At 33.4% G+C, this 18950-nt stretch carries 18 protein-coding genes and 1 rRNA gene; 8 read left to right on the forward strand and 11 right to left on the reverse strand.

Annotation, left to right across the window (positions count from 1 at the left end; all coding sequences use genetic code 11):
- Positions 1-87, forward strand: a 5S ribosomal RNA gene (rrf, locus tag LQ682_RS13610); the annotation flags it as partial.
- A 142-nt stretch (positions 88-229) separates the two neighbouring features.
- On the opposite strand, the gene ilvA is transcribed toward rrf, so the two are convergent.
- Genes ilvA through ilvD form a run of 9 tightly spaced genes read right to left on the reverse strand, consistent with a single transcriptional unit; the run spans position 230 to position 11017 of the window.
- Positions 230-1495 (reverse strand): threonine ammonia-lyase IlvA, encoded by a 1266-nt coding sequence (gene ilvA / locus LQ682_RS13615; protein ID WP_017001165.1) that lies wholly within the window; start codon positions 1493-1495, stop codon positions 230-232.
- Positions 1496-1510: 15 nt separating this feature from the next.
- The gene (gene leuD / locus LQ682_RS13620) at positions 1511-2080 is read right to left on the reverse strand and encodes a 3-isopropylmalate dehydratase small subunit (protein ID WP_017001164.1); all 570 of its coding nucleotides are present in this window, start codon (positions 2078-2080) and stop codon (positions 1511-1513) included.
- On the reverse strand, positions 2081-3454 hold the full coding sequence (gene leuC, locus LQ682_RS13625) for a 3-isopropylmalate dehydratase large subunit (RefSeq protein ID WP_103269350.1): 1374 nt from the start codon (positions 3452-3454) through the stop codon (positions 2081-2083).
- 14 nt (positions 3455-3468) lie between these two features.
- The gene (gene leuB / locus LQ682_RS13630) at positions 3469-4509 is read right to left on the reverse strand and encodes a 3-isopropylmalate dehydrogenase (RefSeq protein WP_103269349.1); all 1041 of its coding nucleotides are present in this window, start codon (positions 4507-4509) and stop codon (positions 3469-3471) included.
- The gene (locus LQ682_RS13635) at positions 4506-6038 is read right to left on the reverse strand and encodes a 2-isopropylmalate synthase (RefSeq protein ID WP_017001161.1); all 1533 of its coding nucleotides are present in this window, start codon (positions 6036-6038) and stop codon (positions 4506-4508) included. The genes leuB and LQ682_RS13635 overlap by 4 nt, the downstream gene beginning before the upstream one ends.
- Before the next feature lie 28 nt (positions 6039-6066).
- Entirely contained in the window at positions 6067-7098 is a 1032-nt protein-coding gene (gene ilvC, locus LQ682_RS13640) for a ketol-acid reductoisomerase (protein ID WP_257504811.1), read from the reverse strand.
- Positions 7099-7109: 11 nt separating this feature from the next.
- Positions 7110-7583: an acetolactate synthase small subunit gene (ilvN, locus tag LQ682_RS13645; protein WP_017001159.1), complete on the reverse strand. Its 474-nt coding sequence runs from the start codon at positions 7581-7583 to the stop codon at positions 7110-7112.
- Positions 7583-9316: a biosynthetic-type acetolactate synthase large subunit gene (gene ilvB, locus LQ682_RS13650; RefSeq protein WP_064204916.1), complete on the reverse strand. Its 1734-nt coding sequence runs from the start codon at positions 9314-9316 to the stop codon at positions 7583-7585. The genes ilvN and ilvB overlap by 1 nt, the downstream gene beginning before the upstream one ends.
- Positions 9317-9328: 12 nt before the next feature.
- Positions 9329-11017, reverse strand: a complete 1689-nt coding sequence (gene ilvD, locus LQ682_RS13655; RefSeq protein WP_017001158.1) for a dihydroxy-acid dehydratase — start codon at positions 11015-11017, stop codon at positions 9329-9331.
- A gap of 445 nt (positions 11018-11462) precedes the next feature.
- Here ilvD and tsaE point away from each other — a divergent pair, with 445 nt between their 5' ends.
- From tsaE to tsaD, 4 genes are read left to right on the forward strand one after another with little or no spacing between them, the layout of a single operon-like run.
- Positions 11463-11924, forward strand: coding sequence for a tRNA (adenosine(37)-N6)-threonylcarbamoyltransferase complex ATPase subunit type 1 TsaE (gene tsaE, locus LQ682_RS13660; protein ID WP_017001157.1), 462 nt, complete (start codon positions 11463-11465; stop codon positions 11922-11924).
- Entirely contained in the window at positions 11905-12570 is a 666-nt protein-coding gene (gene tsaB, locus LQ682_RS13665; protein ID WP_103269348.1) for a tRNA (adenosine(37)-N6)-threonylcarbamoyltransferase complex dimerization subunit type 1 TsaB, read from the forward strand. Before tsaE ends, tsaB begins: the two co-directional genes overlap by 20 nt.
- An 11-nt stretch (positions 12571-12581) precedes the next feature.
- Positions 12582-13010, forward strand: coding sequence for a ribosomal protein S18-alanine N-acetyltransferase (rimI, locus tag LQ682_RS13670; RefSeq protein ID WP_369917454.1), 429 nt, complete (start codon positions 12582-12584; stop codon positions 13008-13010).
- On the forward strand, positions 13003-14019 hold the full coding sequence (gene tsaD, locus LQ682_RS13675; protein ID WP_103269347.1) for a tRNA (adenosine(37)-N6)-threonylcarbamoyltransferase complex transferase subunit TsaD: 1017 nt from the start codon (positions 13003-13005) through the stop codon (positions 14017-14019). Before rimI ends, tsaD begins: the two co-directional genes overlap by 8 nt.
- A gap of 178 nt (positions 14020-14197) precedes the next feature.
- Here the strand turns inward: tsaD and LQ682_RS13680 are convergent, their stop codons facing one another.
- On the reverse strand, positions 14198-14350 hold the full coding sequence (locus tag LQ682_RS13680) for a hypothetical protein (protein ID WP_017001154.1): 153 nt from the start codon (positions 14348-14350) through the stop codon (positions 14198-14200).
- Positions 14351-14825: 475 nt separating this feature from the next.
- A complete protein-coding gene (locus tag LQ682_RS13685; RefSeq protein ID WP_239724578.1) occupies positions 14826-16748 on the reverse strand; it encodes an ABC-F family ATP-binding cassette domain-containing protein in 1923 nt (640 codons plus the stop codon).
- A 162-nt stretch (positions 16749-16910) separates the two neighbouring features.
- On the opposite strand from LQ682_RS13685, the gene LQ682_RS13690 reads away from it, so the two are divergent.
- The 3 genes from LQ682_RS13690 to tatC all read left to right on the forward strand — a co-directional run bounded on the left by LQ682_RS13690 (position 16911) and on the right by tatC (position 18632).
- Positions 16911-17543, forward strand: a complete 633-nt coding sequence (locus LQ682_RS13690) for a redox-sensing transcriptional repressor Rex (protein WP_026023746.1) — start codon at positions 16911-16913, stop codon at positions 17541-17543.
- Between the two features lie 12 nt (positions 17544-17555).
- Positions 17556-17780 carry a twin-arginine translocase TatA/TatE family subunit gene (locus LQ682_RS13695; RefSeq protein ID WP_017001151.1) on the forward strand — a complete coding sequence of 75 codons (225 nt, stop codon included), beginning with the start codon at positions 17556-17558 and terminating at the stop codon, positions 17778-17780.
- Positions 17781-17852: 72 nt separating this feature from the next.
- Positions 17853-18632, forward strand: a complete 780-nt coding sequence (gene tatC, locus LQ682_RS13700) for a twin-arginine translocase subunit TatC (RefSeq protein WP_017001150.1) — start codon at positions 17853-17855, stop codon at positions 18630-18632.
- Positions 18633-18950: the final 318 nt, after the last annotated feature.

The following is an 18950-nucleotide window of genomic DNA, read 5'->3' on the forward strand; positions in this document are numbered from 1 at the left end:
CTGTTCCCATGCCGAACACAGAAGTTAAGCTCTTTAGCGCCGATGGTAGTTGGGCTTACGTTCCGCGAGAGTAGGACGTTGCCGGGCAAATTATTATAAAATGGATGCGATGAGCCGCACTCGAGACCTGTTAGGTCTCTTTTTTTTGATTTAATTTAAAGGAGTAATCTTTCTATTTCTATACATAAAAATACACCCTCTAAAGCTTATTTTAGAGGGTGTATTTGTATTATATGAGTAATGAGTAAAGCATCTTATTTTGATTAATATAAATGTATTTAGGGTCAAATTCACTAACATTTTTATAAAGCTGATCAAGATCATTATGGTCTTTTAATTGTATACCGATAATAACGGTACCTGTATTTTGACTCGATTTCTTTAAGTACTCGAATTTAGTAATATCATCATTCGGTCCTAAAACATCATTAACAAATTCTCTTAAAGCACCAGGTCTTTGAGGGAAATTAACAATAAAGTAATGTTTCATATCTTCAAATAGCAATGAACGTTCTTCTATTTCCTTCATTCTATTAATATCATTGTTGCCACCACTGACGATACATACTACATTTTTACCTTTAATTTCATTTTTGTAATGGTTTAATGCCGATACACTTAAAGCACCTGCAGGCTCAGCTATAATAGCTAATTTCGAATACATATCTAAGATTGTGCTACACACTTCACCTTCATCGATTGCGACAAAATTATCTACAACGTTTTTAGCGATATCAAATGTTAATTCGCCAACTTTACCTACTGAAGCGCCATCTACGAATTTATCTATATCTGTAAGTGCTACAACTTTATTAGCTTTCACAGATTGTGCCATACTGCTAGCACCTAATGGCTCAACACCAATTAATTGTGTAGAAGGGCTCTTATCTTTTAAATAAGTACCAACTCCAGAGATAAGGCCGCCGCCTCCAACTGCTGCAAAACAATAATCAAAATTTATATTTTCTTCAGAAGAAAAGTCTAGGATTTCTTTTGCTATAGTACCTTGTCCTGCAATTGTATTTAAATTATTAAATGGATCAATAAATGATAAATTAAATTTATTAGTGTACTCTAGTGCGTGTTTTAGACAATCATCGAATGTATCACCGATCAATTCAATTTGCACGAATTCTCCACCATGAAATTTAACTTGATTTATTTTTTGTGACGGAGTAGTAACAGGCATGAATATTACAGCTTTAATACCTAAATACTTAGCTGTAAATGCAACACCTTGTGCGTGATTACCTGCACTTGCGCAACTTACACCATTAGCACGTTGTTCATCAGTTAGTTGATTAATCGCGTAATACGCGCCTCGTAATTTAAAAGATCTTACCCATTGCATATCTTCACGTTTTAGATATACATTACAATCAAATTTTTGAGATAAGTATAAGTCTTTTTCAAGTGGTGTTTGTTTGACGGTATCTTTAAGTTTTAAAAATGCATCTTCGATATCATCGGTACTTAATCGAGTTTTTAAGGTCATTCTATCACTCCTATATTAGTTGTGCGTTTTTTCATATTCATTAATTTGGTCTTCATATGTTAATGTAATTGCGATATCATCTAGTCCATTAACGAGTTTATTTTTCCATGTTGCATCAATATCGAAGTGATATTTAGCTTCTGGTGTTATAATTTCTTGATTTGGTAAATCTATTGTAATTTCACTATGTTGAGCAATTGATTCTCTATCTGTTTTATTTTCAATAGCAATAGGAAGCATACCGTTTTTAGTACAGTTCATGTAAAAGATATCACTAAAGCTACCAGCTATTATAATAAGAAAACCAAAGTCTTTTAAAGCCCATGCAGCGTGTTCTCTTGATGAACCACAACCGAAGTTATCTCCAGAAATTAAAATAGATGCGCCTTTATATTCAGGTTTATTTAAATTGAATTCTGGATTTTCTGAGCCATCTGAAAGGTAGCGCCATTCATCGAATAAAAATGGTCCGAATCCTGTTTTAGAAATACGTTTTAAAAATGCTTTAGGAATAATTTGATCTGTATCAATATTATTATTTAATAGAGGTACAGTTTTACCATTAAATATATTAATAGGTTCCATTTAAATGACCACCTTTCTTGTATCTACAAATCTACCATTAATTGCAGCAGCTGCAGCCATAGCAGGGGATACTAGATGAGTTCTAGCTCCTTTACCTTGTCTTCCTTCGAAGTTACGGTTACTTGTAGATGCACAGTGTACTCCATCAGGTACTTGGTCTGGATTCATACCTAGACACATTGAACATCCAGGTTCTCTCCAATCAAAACCAGCGTCTTTAAATATTTTGTCTAGACCTAATGCCTCGGCTTGAAGTTTAACACTTCTTGAACCAGGGACAACAATAGCTGTTATATTAGAGTGGACGGTATGACCATCTACGATTTTACTTGCTTCGATTAAGTCTGAAAGTCTAGCATTTGTACATGAACCTAGAAATACATATCCTAAAGGAATATCTCTTGCTGTTTGACCTGGTTCAAGTCCCATATAGTTATAAGCTCTTTCATCATTTAAATCATTTATTTCAGGGAAAGGAGTACTAAAACTTACGCCCATCTCGGGACTAGTTCCCCAAGTCACTTGTGGTTCTAAATCGGTCACATCTACATTGATAATTTTATCGTAAGTAGCCTCTTCGTCCGAATAGAGTTCTTTCCATTCTTCTACTTTTTCTTCAAAGTTTTCAGGTTGGTATTCACGACCTTTAACATATTCAAAAGTTGTTTCATCTGGTTTCATCATACCGTATTTTGCGCCAGCTTCAATTGCCATATTACAAATGGTCATGCGTTCATCCATCGTCATATTTTCAATGGCTTCTCCAGCGAATTCTAATGCGTAACCAGTTCCAAAATCTACACCATGTTGATTGATTAAATAAAGAATAAGGTCTTTGGCATAAACACCATTAGGTAAACTTCCATCTACTTGTATTTTTAAGTTTTTAGGTTTAGTTTGCCATAGAGTTTGTGTTGCAAAAACATGTTCTACTTCACTTGTACCAATACCAAAAGCTATAGCACCAAATGCGCCATGTGTAGCTGTATGAGAATCACCACATACAATTGTTTTTCCTGGTTGTGTTAAACCTGTTTCAGGTCCAACCATGTGCACAATACCTTGTTCATCTGAACCCATATCAAATAACTTTACACCGAAAGCCTCACAGTTTTTTTGCAAAGCTTGAATTTGTTTATTAGCTATTTCATCTCTAATATTGAATATATCAACTGTCGGTACATTGTGATCTAACGTAGCAAATGTACGATCAGGTCGTCGGACTTTCCTATTTTGCAATCTTAAGCCTTCAAAAGCTTGAGGAGAAGTGACTTCATGTATTAGGTGTAAGTCGATATATAATAATTGTGGTTCACCTTCTTTACCGGCTATTATATGTCGATTCCATACTTTATCAAATAATGTTTGACTCATGTCGTTTCCTCCTTTTAAATTGATTTTTTAATAGTTTCGAAGACTTGAGATGTGCTAGATTGTCCACCTAAATCTTTTGTTGAAATACCTTCTTTTATTGTTTTAAATACGATATCTTCTAAATGTTGTGCACATTCTGGTTGATTTAAACTTTCACGTATTAACATTGCTAAAGATAATAACATGCCACTTGGATTTGCTATATCTTTTCCAGCGATATCAGGAGCTGAACCATGAATAGGTTCATATAAACTAGGTCCGTCTTCTCCAAAGCTAGCTGAAGGTGATAATCCTAATGAACCTGGGATAACCGATGCTTCATCGCTTAAAATATCACCAAATAAGTTTTCAGTTACAATTACATCGAATTGTCTTGGATTTGTTATAAGATGCATGCTGCAAGCATCTACGAGTAAATGATTTAAAGTTACATCAGGATATTGTTTTGAAACTGTTTCTAATGTTTGTCTCCATAATTTTGAAGAACTTAATACATTTTCTTTATCTACTGAAGTTACAACTTTATTTCTATGTTGAGCTAGTTTAAAAGCAACATGTGCTATTCGTGTTATTTCATCAACTGAATAAGCTAGAGTATCTACAGCTTTATTTTCATCGAAATATTTTGGTTCGCCAAAATATAAACCGCCTGTTAATTCTCTAACGATGATAAAATCTGTATTTTTTACTAATGATTCTTTAAGTGGAGAAAGGTGTGCAGTTGATTCAGTAACAATTGTAGGCCTAATATTAGCAAAAAGTTTAAGTGCTTTTCTGATACCTAATAGTCCATGTTCAGGTCTGTTTTTAGGATTTGTCCATTTAGGTCCTCCAACAGCACCTAACAAAATAGCATCACTGTTTTTACATGCTTCTAATGTATCAGGAGGTAAAGGTTCGCCATGTTTATCTATGGCGATACCTCCAAAATCTTTTGATACTACTTCATATTCAAAATTAAATTTCTTTGACAGGATTTCTAAAATTTCTAAACTACCTGTTAAAATCTCTGGGCCTATACCATCACCGGGTAGGGCAGTGATTTTGTATGTCATGACTTCACGCCTTCTTTCAATGTAGTTTCACTATGTTTCGCATGCGCTTCAACATAAGCTTTGCATGAAGCATATAAAATATCGTAATCAATACCGATACCTGTATATGTTTCATCTTCAAATTCAACTTGTACATGAACTTCAGCTTGAGCGTCCGTTCCTTCAGTAATTGATTCAATTCTATATTGTTGAAGAGTAGGTGAATAATCAAAAATTCTATCTATGGCATTATAAATTGAAATGATAGAACCAGATCCAATCGATGAATCTTGATAAGTTTTACCTTCTTTATCTTCAATAACGACGACTGCGCTTTGCAGGCCGTTAGATACGAATTGCAGTTGAAGAGCATTAACTTTATAATACGCATTTTCTTCATGTTCACTACCGCGTAAAATAGCGTGTATATCACGATCAGTTACTTGTTTTTTCTTATCTGCAATAGATTTAAACTGTTTAAACACTTCGACTTGTTCGTCTGGTGTTAAGTCGTAGCCTAGTTCTATTAGTTTTTCACTGAAAGCATGTTTACCGGATAATTTACCTAGAGGTAATGAATTTTTTACAACACCGACGAGTTGTGGTGTCATAATTTCATATGTTTCTGGATTTTTCAAAATGCCATCTTGATGAATACCTGATTCATGGCTAAATGCATTTTGTCCGACAATTGCTTTATTTCTAGGAACTTGAAAGCCTGAATAACGACTGACCATGTCACTTGTATTTTTTGTTTCTTCTAAATTAATATTAGTAGAAAGGTTGTAATGGTCTTTTCTTACATACAATGCAAGTGCAATTTCTTCGAGTGCAGTATTACCAGCACGCTCTCCGATACCATTTATTGCACCTTCAACTCTACGAGCGCCATTTTCAAAAGCAGCAAGGCCGTTTGCTACGGCCATGCCTAGGTCATCGTGACAATGAGAGCTATAAATCACTTCATGGTCACTTTCAACTGATTCAATAATTGTCTTAAAGAGTTGACCATATTCTAAAGGATACGAATAACCTACAGTATCTGGAATGTTGATTATATTAGCACCAGCATCAACAGCAGTTTGAATTGCTTTTATTAAAAATGGTAAAGGTGTTCTTGTAGCATCTTCAGGTGAAAACTGTACGTTTTCGAATAATGTTTTAGCATATGTGATATTCTCTTTAATCGATGCTAATACTTCATCTTCAGTCATTTTTAATTTGAATTCTAAATGGATAGGGCTAGTTGCTAAAAATACATGAACTTGTCTATGTTGAGCTAACTTTGTAGATTCATGTACAGCATCAATATCTGATTTTTTACATCTAGCTAAACCACATACAGCTGTTGTTGTTAATGCTTGTGAAATACTTTCCACTGATTTAAAACTACCTTCACTAGAAGCGGGGAATCCTGCTTCGATAACATCTACTCCCCATTTTTCTAGTTGTTTAGCAATTTTGAGACGTTCTTCGAATGAAAAGTTTACTCCAGGTGTTTGTTCTCCGTCTCTTAGAGTTGTATCGAATATTTGAATATGATCTGGCATAATTATCCTCTCCTTAAGTTACTATGATTTATTTGGACTGAATGCTTTTAGCTTTAACAAATGGCATCATGTCACGTAAATCTCTACCAACTGATTCAATTTGATGACCTTGTTGTTCTTTACGCATTCTTAAGAACTCTTTAAAGCCATTTTCATTATCTTTAATGAAGCTATCACTGAATGCTCCTGATTGAATATCTTTTAATACTGCTTTCATGTTGTCTTTAACATCTGGTGTAATAACGCGTTCTCCTGAAACATAGTCACCGTACTCAGCAGTATTTGAAATAGAGTAACGCATGTTTTCCATTCCGCCTTCATACATTAAATCAACGATTAATTTCATTTCGTGTAATACTTCGAAATAAGCAATTTCTGGTTGATATCCAGCTTCTACTAGTGTTTCAAATCCTGATTGGATTAACTTAGTAACACCGCCACATAATACAGCTTGTTCACCAAATAGGTCTGTTTCAGTTTCTTCTTCAAATGAAGTACCAATTACACCAGCACGAGTTGCTCCAATTCCTTTTGCATAGCTAAGCGCTAATTGAGTTGCTTTACCTGAAGCATCTTGGTACACAGCATATAAAGCTGGTACTGCGCTGCCTTCTGTAAATGTACGTCTTACAAGATGACCTGGTCCTTTAGGTGCTACTAGGAACACATCAACATTTTCAGGTGGTTGAATGACTTTGAAATGAATGTTAAATCCATGGGCAAATACTAATGCATTATTTGCTTCTAAATTAGGTTCAATTTCTTCTTTATATACTTGTCCTTGGATTTCATCTGGTAATAGAATCATTACAACGTCAGATTGTTTAACTGCTTCGTTAACTGGATATACTTCAAAGCCATCTTCTTTAGCTTGATCGAATGATTTACCTGGACGAATACCGATAACTACATCATATCCGTTATCTTTTAAGTTTTGTGCATGTGCATGTCCTTGAGAACCATACCCAACTACTGCAATTTTTTTACCTTGTAATGCGTCTTCTGTTACCGAGTTGTCATAAAATACTTTAGTCATAATAAAATGCCTCCAATAGTTAATTTGTTTTGTTTTTATAGTAATCCTGCAGAACCTGTTCGTGACACTTGTGTCACTGGATATATATCTAAATCATCCAATAGATTTTCTATTGTTTGATGGGTTCCAAAAGCTTGTAAATAGATGTGTTCTTCAACATCTTTTAAAATTGTGAGCTGTTCTTTATAAGGTTCGATCACTGATTCGAATTCTTGATAATTGCTAGGATGACCGAGCTTTATAAGAATCAACTCACGATTAAATAAATTTGTTTCTGTAATATCTAAAGCTGAAATTACGTTCACTTGTTTTTCTAATTGTTTAATGATCGTTTCGATACTACTTTCATCTGAAACATCGACGATAAATGTAATGTTAGTAATGCCTTCAGTTTCAGTTGGCGTTGCTGAAAGAGTAACAATGTTGTACTGTCTCCTTACAAAAATACTTGTAAGCCGGTTGAGTGTGCCCGCTCTATCGAGCACTAATGTCTTAATTGTTCTTTTCATTATTCCACGCCCTCCATCTTATAATTTGGTTGTCCACTTGGAACCATTGGTAGTACTGGTTCAGAAGGGGATATTCTAATTTCGATAAGAGCAGGGCCTTTATGTGCAAATGCTTCATCAAGTGTTGATTCTAATTTCTCATTTGAATCAATCATGAAACTTTTAACGCCATAACTTTCTGAAAGCTTCATGAAATCGGGTTGTCCAGAAAATACTGAATGTGAGAAACGTTGACTGTAAAATTTATCTTGCCACTGTTTTACCATACCTAGTGTTCCATTATTGATAAGAACAATTTTAATATCGTTATCAAATTCGTTAAGAATAGCCATCTCTTGATTAGTCATTTGGAATCCACCGTCACCAACAAAGGCAACAACTGTCTTATCAGGATATGCAAATTTCGCACCCATTGCAGCTGGAATTCCGAATCCCATTGTTCCAAGACCACCACTTGTAATGATTTGTCCATGTGTTTTAAACGGATAATATTGAGCGACCCACATTTGGTGTTGACCTACATCTGTAGAAACTAATGCATCACCGTCAGTGATTTTACCAATATATTCGATTGCTTGTTGTGGTTTAACAAAGTCATCTGTAGGTGTATCGTATCTGAATGGGTAAGTCGCTTTATTTGATAGACAATGTTCGTACCATTCGTTATGAATTAATTCATGAGCATCATATTCTAACAATGCTTCTAGAGTGAGCTTTGCATCGGCAATAACACCTAAATCAGTAGGTATAATTTTATTGATTTCACTTGGATCGATATCGACATGAATAACTTTAGCGTCTTGAGCAAACTCATCAGGTTTACTTGCTAATCTATCGTCAAATCTACTGCCAAAGTTAATCAACAAATCACATTCTGTAAGTGCCATATTACTTGCGTAAGAACCATGCATGCCGCCCATACCTAAGAATAATGGGTCAGAGTAGGGAATTGACCCTAATCCTAATAAAGTATTCACTACTGGAATTTTAAATTTGTTAGCAAATTCAGTGAGTTCTTTAGAAGCTTCTGCATGATTCACACCAGCTCCAGCTAAAATAATTGGTCTTTTAGCTACACTCATCATTTGAATGATTTGCTCAATTTCTTTATCTTCAGGATTTAAATTAAGCTGATAACCTGGTAAATCTAAATCTCTTGGTTCAACTTCAACTGTTTCTAATACGCCGATATCTTTAGGAAAATCGATTACAACTGGCCCCTTACGACCAGTAGAAGCAATATGAAAAGCTTCGTCTATAATCTTTGGAATATCTTTTACATCTGTTACTTGATAGTTATGTTTTGTAATTGGTGTTGTCATAGAAAGTAAATCCGCTTCTTGGAAAGCATCTTTACCAATACCTGGTCTATGCACTTGTCCAGTAATAACGATCAAAGGGATAGAGTCACTCATTGCATCTGCAATACCTGTGATTGTATTTGTAGCACCAGGTCCACTTGTTACAACAACCACGCCTGGTTTACCAGTAACTCTTGCATATCCTTCCGCGGCATGAACAGCACCTTGTTCATGCCTAGTTAAAATGTGAGGAACTTTACCATCATAAAAAGCATCATATAATGGAAGAACAGCGCCTCCAGGATAACCAAAGATATAATCAACTTTTTGATCAATAAATGATTGTACGAGTAATTCTGCTCCTGTGTAAGTTATTGTTTTTTCCTTAGTTGCTTCATCGGGTTCATTATAAGATTTAGTAGTTAGTGCCATGATAATCACTCCTTAAATTAATTCATCTGGTACTTTCATAATGCCACCTGTATTTGCACTTGTAACAAGGGCAGTATATCTAGCTAAATAGCCAGTTTTTACTTTTGCTTTAAATGGTTTGATATTTTGTTTTCTTTCGTGTAATTCAGCGTCAGAAACATTAACATCTAATTTACGATTAACTAAATCAATTACGATTTCGTCTCCATCGTTAATTAATCCAATAGGGCCACCAGCAGCAGCTTCAGGTGAAATGTGTCCGACAGCAACACCTCTTGTTGCACCAGAGAATCTTCCGTCAGTAATAAGTGCAACATCTTTACCTAAACCTCTACCTACGATGGATGAAGTAGGGGCTAACATTTCTGGCATTCCTGGTCCACCTTTAGGACCTTCATATCTAATAACAACTACGTGACCTTCACGTACTGTATGATTATCAATTGCTTCAACCGCTTCATCATGTGAGTCGAAGCAAATCGCTTTACCGACGAATTTACTAATAGATGGATCAACTCCGCCGACTTTAATAGCTGCACCATCTGGAGCGATATTTCCAAATAAGATTGATAAACCTCCAGTTTTTGAAAATGCGTTTTCTTTTTTATGGATAACATCGAGGTTTTTAATTTCTCTATTCTCGTTGTTTTCTCTTAATGTTTTACTAGTTACGGTAATTCTATCTGGATGTAATACATTATCCATAGTCAGCAATTCACCGATGATTGCTGGAACACCACCAGCTTCATGTACATCATGCATTGAGTAAGATGAGCTTGGGGCAATCTTAGATAAGTACGGTGTACGTTTAGCAATTTCGTTTACTCTGTTTAAATCGTAATCAATTCCTGCTTCATTTGCTAAAGCTAATGTGTGTAGAACTGTGTTAGTAGAACCACCCATTGCCATATCTAAAGCAAATGCGTCATCGATAGCATCTTTTGTTACGATATCTTTTGGTTTAATATCATTTTTAACTAAATCCATTAACTTGAATGCAGCATCTCGAATTAATTCTTTTCTTTGTTCACCAACTGCAATTGCTGTTCCGTTATAAGGTAGAGCTAAACCTAGCACTTCCATTAAACAGTTCATTGAGTTAGCAGTAAACATACCTGCACAAGAACCACAAGTAGGACACGCGTTTTGTTCCATATCCAAGAATTCTTCTTTACTCATTGATCCATCTTTAAATGCACCAACTGCTTCGAACATTGAAGATAGGTTTAATGCTTTTCCTGTTGAAGATAAACCTGCTTTCATCGGTCCACCTGAACAGAAAATAGCTGGTACGTTTGTTCTAACTGATGCTAGTAACATTCCTGGTGTGATTTTGTCACAGTTTGGCATGTAGAATACGCCGTCAAACCAGTGAGCGTTAATAACTGTTTCTGCTGCATCTGCGATAACTTCTCTACTTGGTAATGAGTAGCGCATGCCAATATGTCCCATTGCAATGCCATCGTCTACACCAATCGTATTAAATTCGAATGGAATACCACCTGCTTCTCTGATTGCTTCTTTAGCAACATCAGCTAACTCTCTTAGATGAACATGTCCTGGGACAATGTCGATGTAAGAGTTACAGATAGCAATAAACGGTTTGTTCATATCTGTTGGGTCTTTAATTTGTCCTGTTGCATGTAATAAGCTTCTTGCAGGTGCTTGTTGGTCACCTTTTTTGATCATGTCACTTCTCATATTTACACTCCTCTAGAAAATAAAAAAACAGCCTCCCAATATAATGGGACGCTGTTTACGAGTCCCATTCAAGTAGAAATAGGACTTAAACCATACAGTAAATTGCAAGTTACTGTTGTTCGAGTCCTACTGAGCGTAATAAAATTACTATTAAGCTATATTCAGTTGTCGGTTTATGTGCCGTCATATAGAATTTCATTACAACTCGTCCTTTCTTCTTAAATGAGAATTTTTATTTTTCGATATATTTTGAATAATTAAAAAATTTATGTACTAAATTTAACCCATATTTCGGGACATGTCAACAGAAGATTTGGATTTTTCTAAATATTTAGACAATGTAAGCGCTTTAGCGATAAAAAACCATTCATTACCCAATTTTTTAATTATTTGTTATAATAATTCAGTTAGTTTAACTTAGTAAAATTAAAGGTAGGTGTTACATTTGTATATTGAAGTTCAAACATTAGATCAAACGAAAAATATTGCAGAAAAATTAGCAAAGCATGTATCGAAAAATGATGTCATTTTGCTTAATGGTGATTTAGGGGCAGGTAAAACGACATTTAGCCAATTTTTTGGTAAAGCTTTAGGCGTTAAGCGAAATATTAATTCACCTACCTTTAATATAATTAAATCATACAAAGGAAAATTGCCTTTTCATCATATGGATTGTTATAGATTAGAAGATAGCGATGAAGATTTAGGTTTTGATGAGTATTTTAATGGTGATGGTGTTACATTAATCGAATGGAGTACATTCATTGAAGATTATCTACCTGAAGAGAGATTAGAAATTAATATTAAGAGATTAGATGAGCATACAAGAACGTTTGAAATTGTTTCAAAAGGTGAACACTATAAACAATTGAAGGAGTTGTTAAATAATGACGACATTACTGATTGATACTTCCAATCAACCATTAGCCGTTGCAATTATGAATGAAAACCAAATATTACTTAATCATCAATCAAATATAAAAAAGAATCACTCGTTACAATTGATGCCCGTAATTGAGAATATGTTAAAAGAAGCCAATATTGTACCTAAAGATTTAACTGAAATTGTAGTAGCAAATGGACCAGGTTCTTATACGGGATTAAGGATTGGTATCACTACAGCTAAAACTTTAGCATATGCACTTAATATACCAGTTTATGAAGTGTCTTCTTTAAAAGCCTTGGCACATACAACTGATATAAAAGAAACGCTAATCGTCCCTATATTTGATGCAAGACGTAATCATGTCTTTACTGGTGTATATAAGTATGAAGATAATGTATTAACAAATGTAATGGAAGATACGTACATCTCTATAGAAGCACTTAAAGAATACTTGGAGTCATTAAACAAAACATATATATATGTAGGGAAAGATGCTGAGAAGCTCCAAGATCAATTAGCAGGTGAAATAAAATCTTATTTACCAGATGCTTCTAGAATGTATGATATAAAAGAAGAACCTATTAAAAATGTACACGAACTAAAACCACGATATTTAAAATTATCAGAGGCGGAACAAAATTGGAAAAACAATCAGACAACACGTTAGAAATTAGAAAAATGTCAATGGAAGATGTCCCTCAAGTTTATGAAATAGAAAAGCAGAGTTTCACTAATAGTTCGTGGTCGATGGAAGCTTTTTATCATGAATTAGAGAAGAATGAATTTGCTCATTATTTTGTAGTATCGCTAGGTGAAGAAATTATTGCTTATTGTGGTTTGTGGCTCGTGATAGATCAAGCACAAATTACGACGATTTCAGTAAGTAGAAATTATAGAAATAGTGGAGTCGGTCAATTGTTATTAGAATACGTAATGAATTTTGCGAGTTCAACATGCACAACAATGAGTTTAGAAGTAAGAATTGAAAATGATGTAGCAAGACATGTATATGAAAAAGCAGGGTTTACTTATGGTGGCGTCAGAAAAAATTATTATGGCGACGGAGAGGATGCAAAAGTAATGTGGGTGAGTCTAAAAAATGTGTGAATCTATAATATTAAGTATTGAAACAAGTTGTGATGAAACTGCAGCTAGTGTGATTAAAGATGGTAAAGAAATATTAAGTAACGAAGTCGTAACACAGATGATGACACATAAGAAGTTTGGTGGAGTAGTACCTGAAGTAGCGAGTAGACAACATGTAGAAGTGATTACTCGAGTAGTCGATGAAGCTTTGAAAAATGCAGAGATGACTATGGAAGAGATAGATGCCATTGCTGTTACAGAAGGTCCAGGATTAATTGGGGCATTATTGGTAGGTGTAGCGAGTGCTAAAGCTTTAGCATTTAGTTACCAAAAGCCATTAATCCCAGTACACCATATTGCTGGTCACATATACGCTAACAATCTAATTCAGCCTCTACAATTCCCATTAATGGCGCTAATTGTATCAGGTGGTCATACAGAATTAATTTATATGGAAGATCATTTAAACTTTGAAATAATAGGTGAAACAAGAGATGATGCTGTAGGCGAAGCATATGATAAAGTAGCTAGAACAATAAGATTACCTTATCCAGGTGGACCAGAAGTAGATCGATTAGCAGAAATTGGGCAAGATAATTTAAATTTCCCAAGAGTATGGTTAGAAAAAGATAGTTATGATTTTAGTTTTAGTGGTTTGAAAAGTGCTGTTATAAATACACTTCATAACAAACGACAAAAAAATGAAGAAATTATACCAGAAGACGTAGCAACAAGCTTTCAAAATAGTGTTGTAGAAGTTCTTGTAGGTAAAACGATGTCTGCCATTAAAGAATATAAAGTAGACCAGCTAGTTGTGGCAGGAGGAGTTGCCGCAAACAAAGGGCTTAGAAAAGTATTGGCGCAAGAATGTGAAAGAGAACAAATAGAATTAAAAATACCACCTCTAAATCTCTGTACAGATAATGCTGCGATGATTGGTTCAGTAGCTCATTACCTTTATATAAACGGTAAGACAGCGGACATGAAGCTTAATGGAAAAAGTTCATTAGATATAGAAATGATGGATTAGAGTTGTTTTTAAACAATAAATTTTCTATTGGCAAGCTTGCACGAACAAAATCGTAAACTATAAAAAATAGGCATATCACTTTTAAACTGAAATAATCAGTTAAGTGATATGCTTATTTTTGTTTCAAATAGGCATGTATATGATAAATCTATTAAATACTATAAGTATTAAGATAATGCTATTGTTTTCGTGAATACTTACCTTCACTATTTGTGTAATCAGTGTAGTCTTGTATTCTTTCCTCATATTCATCTTTAGTTATAATTTTAAGATTTAGTAATTCTTTAGCCTGGGTTGAATAGCGCTCTATATTTTCATTATTTTCTTTCATGAACTACCATCCCTTCTGTTTCATGTCAGACCAATGATTAGTGAAATTAGCCAATTTAATAAAATATATAAATTTTGAAAATTAAAAAGAAATTGGTTACCTGAATTATAAGGCTTTTTAGATTTTAAATCTACTAATATTTTCTATATTATTAAAAAATTATGTTTAAATATATTTTTAATTAATAATCTTTACTTTCTTAGTATGAAGTACATGCTTAATTAATAAAGTCAATACGGAACATTTGTACTTGTGCACAAGTTAAGCACATTTTGTGGATAAACTAAGTATATCTTTTTAAATATTTGTGGATAACTTATTGTTAAAAAGAAAGGTTTGTGTAATTTACCTGTGGATAAGTAGGATAACTCTGTGGACTACTAGTAAAACAAGACTTTTTAATGTGAATAAAAATGTGGCTAAATATAAAAAAATAAAAGTATTAGAGTGTAAAAATAACTCTAATACTTTTAAATTAATCTAATTGATTTTGTATTTCTTCCCAATTATTCATACTTTCTTCGAGCAGATGTTCTGTATCTATTCTTTGTTTATTAATTTGATTACTCTTTTCAATATCATTAAATACTTCAGGCAAAGTAAGTTGATATTCATAATCTTCTATAAGTGATTCATATTCAGATATATTACTTTCTATTTCTTCAAGTTGTCTTTCTAATTTTCTTTTTTCTTTCTTTTGTTGTTTCTGATTAATATAGAAGTCATCATCATTAGTAGAAGCGGTTTGCTTTTTGTTACTTTGTTCATAGTTTTCGATTGCTTCTCGTTGCTCTAATTTTTCTAAGTAATATTGATAATCTCCCTGGAATAATTCGTTACCATCAGCAGTAATATTAAATATTTTGTTAGCAAGTTCATTAATAAAGTAACGATCATGAGTTACAAATAAGAGTGTACCTTCATAATTTTGTAGAGCTTGTTCTAACATTTCTTTTGAATCAATATCTAAATGGTTTGTAGGCTCATCTAAAATGAGTAAGTTATTTTTTTCTAACATGAGTAATGCAAGCTGTAATCTAGCTTTTTCTCCACCAGATAAATCATTGATTATTTTTTTAACTTCTTCTTGTGTAAATAAAAAACGCCCAAGAATCGTTCTAATATCTTTTTCTGGCATATGAGAATATTGATTCCAAACATAATCTAAAATCGTTAAATTAGATTTAAATTCAGCTTGTTTTTGATCGTAATAACCGATTTGAACATTGGAACCATAACGTATATCACCAGATAATGATTCTAGTTTTTGGGCAATCGTTTTTATTAATGTGGATTTCCCAATACCATTTGGACCGATTATAGCAATTCGGTCGTGTCTTTTTACCTCTAAATTTATAGGGGGTGTAATACGATTAGAGTAGCCAATTTCTAAGTTTTTAACAGATAAAACATCTTCACCCGTTGAACGGTTAATTTCAAAAGCTATTTGAGCGCTTTTAGCATCTAGCCTTGGTTTTTCGATTTTTTCCATTCTTTCAAGAACTTTTCTACGACTTTTTGCCATACCACTTGTTGATGCTCTTGTTATATTTTTCTCAACAAATGTTTCTAATTTTTTAATTTCACTTTGCTGTCTTTCATATTCAGCCATTACTTTTTCATAATGGGCATCTCTTTCTTTTAGAAATTTACTATAATTGCCGATATAACGCTTAACAGAACCAAGTGCCACATCATATACTTGATTAACAATTTTATCTAAGAAATATCTATCATGACTGATGATGACAATAGCACCCTTAAAGTGTATTAAATAATTTTCCAACCATTCTGTAGTTTCCATATCTAAATGGTTTGTAGGTTCATCAAGCAGTAATAAATCAGGTTCGCGTAATAACATTTGAGCCATTGATAACCTTGTTTTTTGACCACCGCTAAATGAATGTATTTCTCTTTCAAAATCTTCTTCAGTAAAATTCAAACCTGTTAACACTGTTTTTATTTTACTTTCATATTGATACCCATCTAATAGTTCATATTGATTAGATAAATATTCATATTGCGATAACTGTTCTTTATATTCTTCGCTATCATACTGTTCAGCATGTTCGCTTAACCATTTTGTTAAGTTATTCATTTTCTGTTCTAGCTTTATGATATGTTCGAAAGGTTTTCTCATTTCATTCATAACAGTATCGGAAGAATCTAATGTCATTTGTTGAGTTAAATAACCCATTGAAACATTTTTACCTTTAGAAAAGTTTCCAGAGTCATATGATTCAGTGCCAGCAATAATTTTCATCAATGTGGTTTTTCCAGCACCATTTCTGCCGACGATAGCTATTCTTTCGCCTGTTTTGACTTCAAAATCGACATCTGAAAATATTATGTCGCCGTCAAAAGACTTTTCTAATTTATTTATTTGTAAAAGTATCATATCTACACCTCTCTATTACTTATTATTCTACATGAAAACACTAAAGAAATGTATCTTATTTGCATACAATATTTGTATAGTTATTTCAAGAAAAGTTTGATATAATTAACCCAATAGATGTGAACGCAATCACATTATTTTATAGTAGAAAAGGTGAGGATTTTGGCGAAGAATGATGTGAAGATCCCAAAAGCAACTTTGAAACGATTGCCACTGTACTATCGATTTGTTAGCACTTTGCATAATTCAGGTGTGGACCGTGTGTCTTCAAAAGAACTTAGTGAAGGTCTCAAAATTGATTCAGCGACAATTCGTCGTGATTTTTCATATTTTGGAGAACTAGGCAAAAAAGGATACGGCTATAACATCAGTTATTTATTAAAGTTTTTCAGAACAACTTTAGAGCAAGATGATATGACAAAAGTAGCTATTGTTGGTGTAGGTAACTTAGGTACTGCACTCGTTAACTATAACTTTACGGTTAATGATAGAATGCAAATTGTAGCAGCTTTTGATCAATCTGAAGATGTAGTAGGTAATATGGTAGGTAAATTAACGATTGATAGCATGGACGATTTCGAGAAAGTACTTGAAGAACTTGGTATTGAAGTTGTAATATTGACAGTACCACAACAAGCTGCACAGAAAGTTGCAGATAGAATAACAAAAGCAGGTATTACTGGAATACTGAATTTTACACCTCAAAGAGTAAACGTACCTGAGAAAGTTCAAGTACATCATATAGATTTAGGAATAGAACTACAATCTTTAATCTTCTTTATGAAGAATCAATAGGAGGGTATCAAGATGGAAGCATTAGCGTTTATCAATACTGTCGGCATTTCAGGACCAGTTAGTTTATTATTTATAGGGGTAGTTGCACTGATTATTTTCGGACCGAAGAAATTACCACAATTCGGAAGAGCAATGGGTTCAACTTTGAAAGAATTTAAAGACGCTACAGATGGCATGACAAACTTCGACGATAAGAAAAATAACGACGAACAAAGTCAGGACAAAGAAGTTAAATAAAGCACGGACATAATGTTCATATAAATGTGGCGGGAATCCTGCCACATCTTTTTTTAGATTGGAGGTAAAGCGGTGAATAAAGACAACTTAACATTTGTCGAACATTTAGAAGAATTGCGTAAACGTATAATGGTAGTTGCTTACTTTCTAATCGGGGGATTAGTAATAGGTTTTTTCTTTGCAAAACCAGTCATTCATTACATTACGAATGATGATTTTACTCAATCATTAGAACTAAATGCTTTCAGAATAACGGACCCTCTTACAATATACATAGCAATGATTGTCGTAATAGCTTTTATAATTGTCTCACCAGTTATCTTATACCAGTTATGGGCTTTCATATCACCAGGATTACATCCAAAAGAACAAAAAGTCACTTTAAGTTATATTCCTTTTAGTTTAGGATTATTTATCATTGGATTATTGTTTTCTTATTTTGTTATTTTCCCTTACTTAATTTCGTTTACAATGGGATTGGCAGACGATATGGGCATTAAACAAACGATAGGCATTAAAGAATATTTTAGTGAGTTGTTTAAATTTACTATACCTTTCGGATTTGTATTTCAACTGCCTATACTGCTATTGTTTTTAACGCGATTAGGTATTGTGACACCAGTGTTTTTAAAGAAAAATAGAAAGTATGCATACTTCATATTGTTAGTCTTAGCTGCTTTAATAGCACCACCTGACTTTATGACGCATATGCTATTCACGATTCCTATGATTGTACTATATGAAATAAGTATTATGATATCTAAGGTTGGATATAAGAAATATTTAAAAGCAGAACAAAAGCTTATGGAAGAAGAATTAGGCATGGATGAAGATGAAACTGAAAAGAGCTAGGGATGTAAATCCTTAGCTCTTTTTTGGATAGAATTAATCAAAAAGCAAGAGTTGATATTGTTGTTTGATTAAATATTATATAAATCCAAGTAGTGGCTCCTTATTAGATTTAGTACCTCATTAATCCAAGTACACATACCTTTATTGGATTAACGATGACAATAATCCAACTAACCATACTCTTATTGGATTTACTAAGACAATAATCCAATTAACCATACTCTTATTAGTCAAGTCCATATTTATGTGTAATATCTTTAGAAGTAATCAACCATTGGTTTTTTAGAATGTATTAACAAAATAAATCTGTTTGATTTT

Source organism: Mammaliicoccus sp. A-M4 (assembly GCF_022386955.1).
In the GTDB taxonomy this organism is placed as follows: Bacteria; Bacillota; Bacilli; order Staphylococcales; family Staphylococcaceae; genus Mammaliicoccus; species Mammaliicoccus lentus.

Coding starts and splice junctions, on each gene's coding strand:
- ilvD (WP_017001158.1), bottom strand. CDS start 11,017: ATGAGAAGTGACATGATCAAAAAAGGTGACCAACAAGCACCTGCAAGA.
- rimI (WP_369917454.1), top strand. CDS start 12,582: ATGTCAATGGAAGATGTCCCTCAAGTTTATGAAATAGAAAAGCAGAGT.
- tsaB (WP_103269348.1), top strand. CDS start 11,905: ATGACGACATTACTGATTGATACTTCCAATCAACCATTAGCCGTTGCA.
- leuD (WP_017001164.1), bottom strand. CDS start 2,080: ATGGAACCTATTAATATATTTAATGGTAAAACTGTACCTCTATTAAAT.
- LQ682_RS13685 (WP_239724578.1), bottom strand. CDS start 16,748: ATGATACTTTTACAAATAAATAAATTAGAAAAGTCTTTTGACGGCGAC.
- ilvA (WP_017001165.1), bottom strand. CDS start 1,495: ATGACCTTAAAAACTCGATTAAGTACCGATGATATCGAAGATGCATTT.
- leuC (WP_103269350.1), bottom strand. CDS start 3,454: ATGAGTCAAACATTATTTGATAAAGTATGGAATCGACATATAATAGCC.
- LQ682_RS13680 (WP_017001154.1), bottom strand. CDS start 14,350: ATGAAAGAAAATAATGAAAATATAGAGCGCTATTCAACCCAGGCTAAA.
- tsaD (WP_103269347.1), top strand. CDS start 13,003: ATGTGTGAATCTATAATATTAAGTATTGAAACAAGTTGTGATGAAACT.
- LQ682_RS13695 (WP_017001151.1), top strand. CDS start 17,556: ATGGAAGCATTAGCGTTTATCAATACTGTCGGCATTTCAGGACCAGTT.
- LQ682_RS13635 (WP_017001161.1), bottom strand. CDS start 6,038: ATGCCAGATCATATTCAAATATTCGATACAACTCTAAGAGACGGAGAA.
- leuB (WP_103269349.1), bottom strand. CDS start 4,509: ATGACATACAAAATCACTGCCCTACCCGGTGATGGTATAGGCCCAGAG.
- ilvB (WP_064204916.1), bottom strand. CDS start 9,316: ATGGCACTAACTACTAAATCTTATAATGAACCCGATGAAGCAACTAAG.
- ilvN (WP_017001159.1), bottom strand. CDS start 7,583: ATGAAAAGAACAATTAAGACATTAGTGCTCGATAGAGCGGGCACACTC.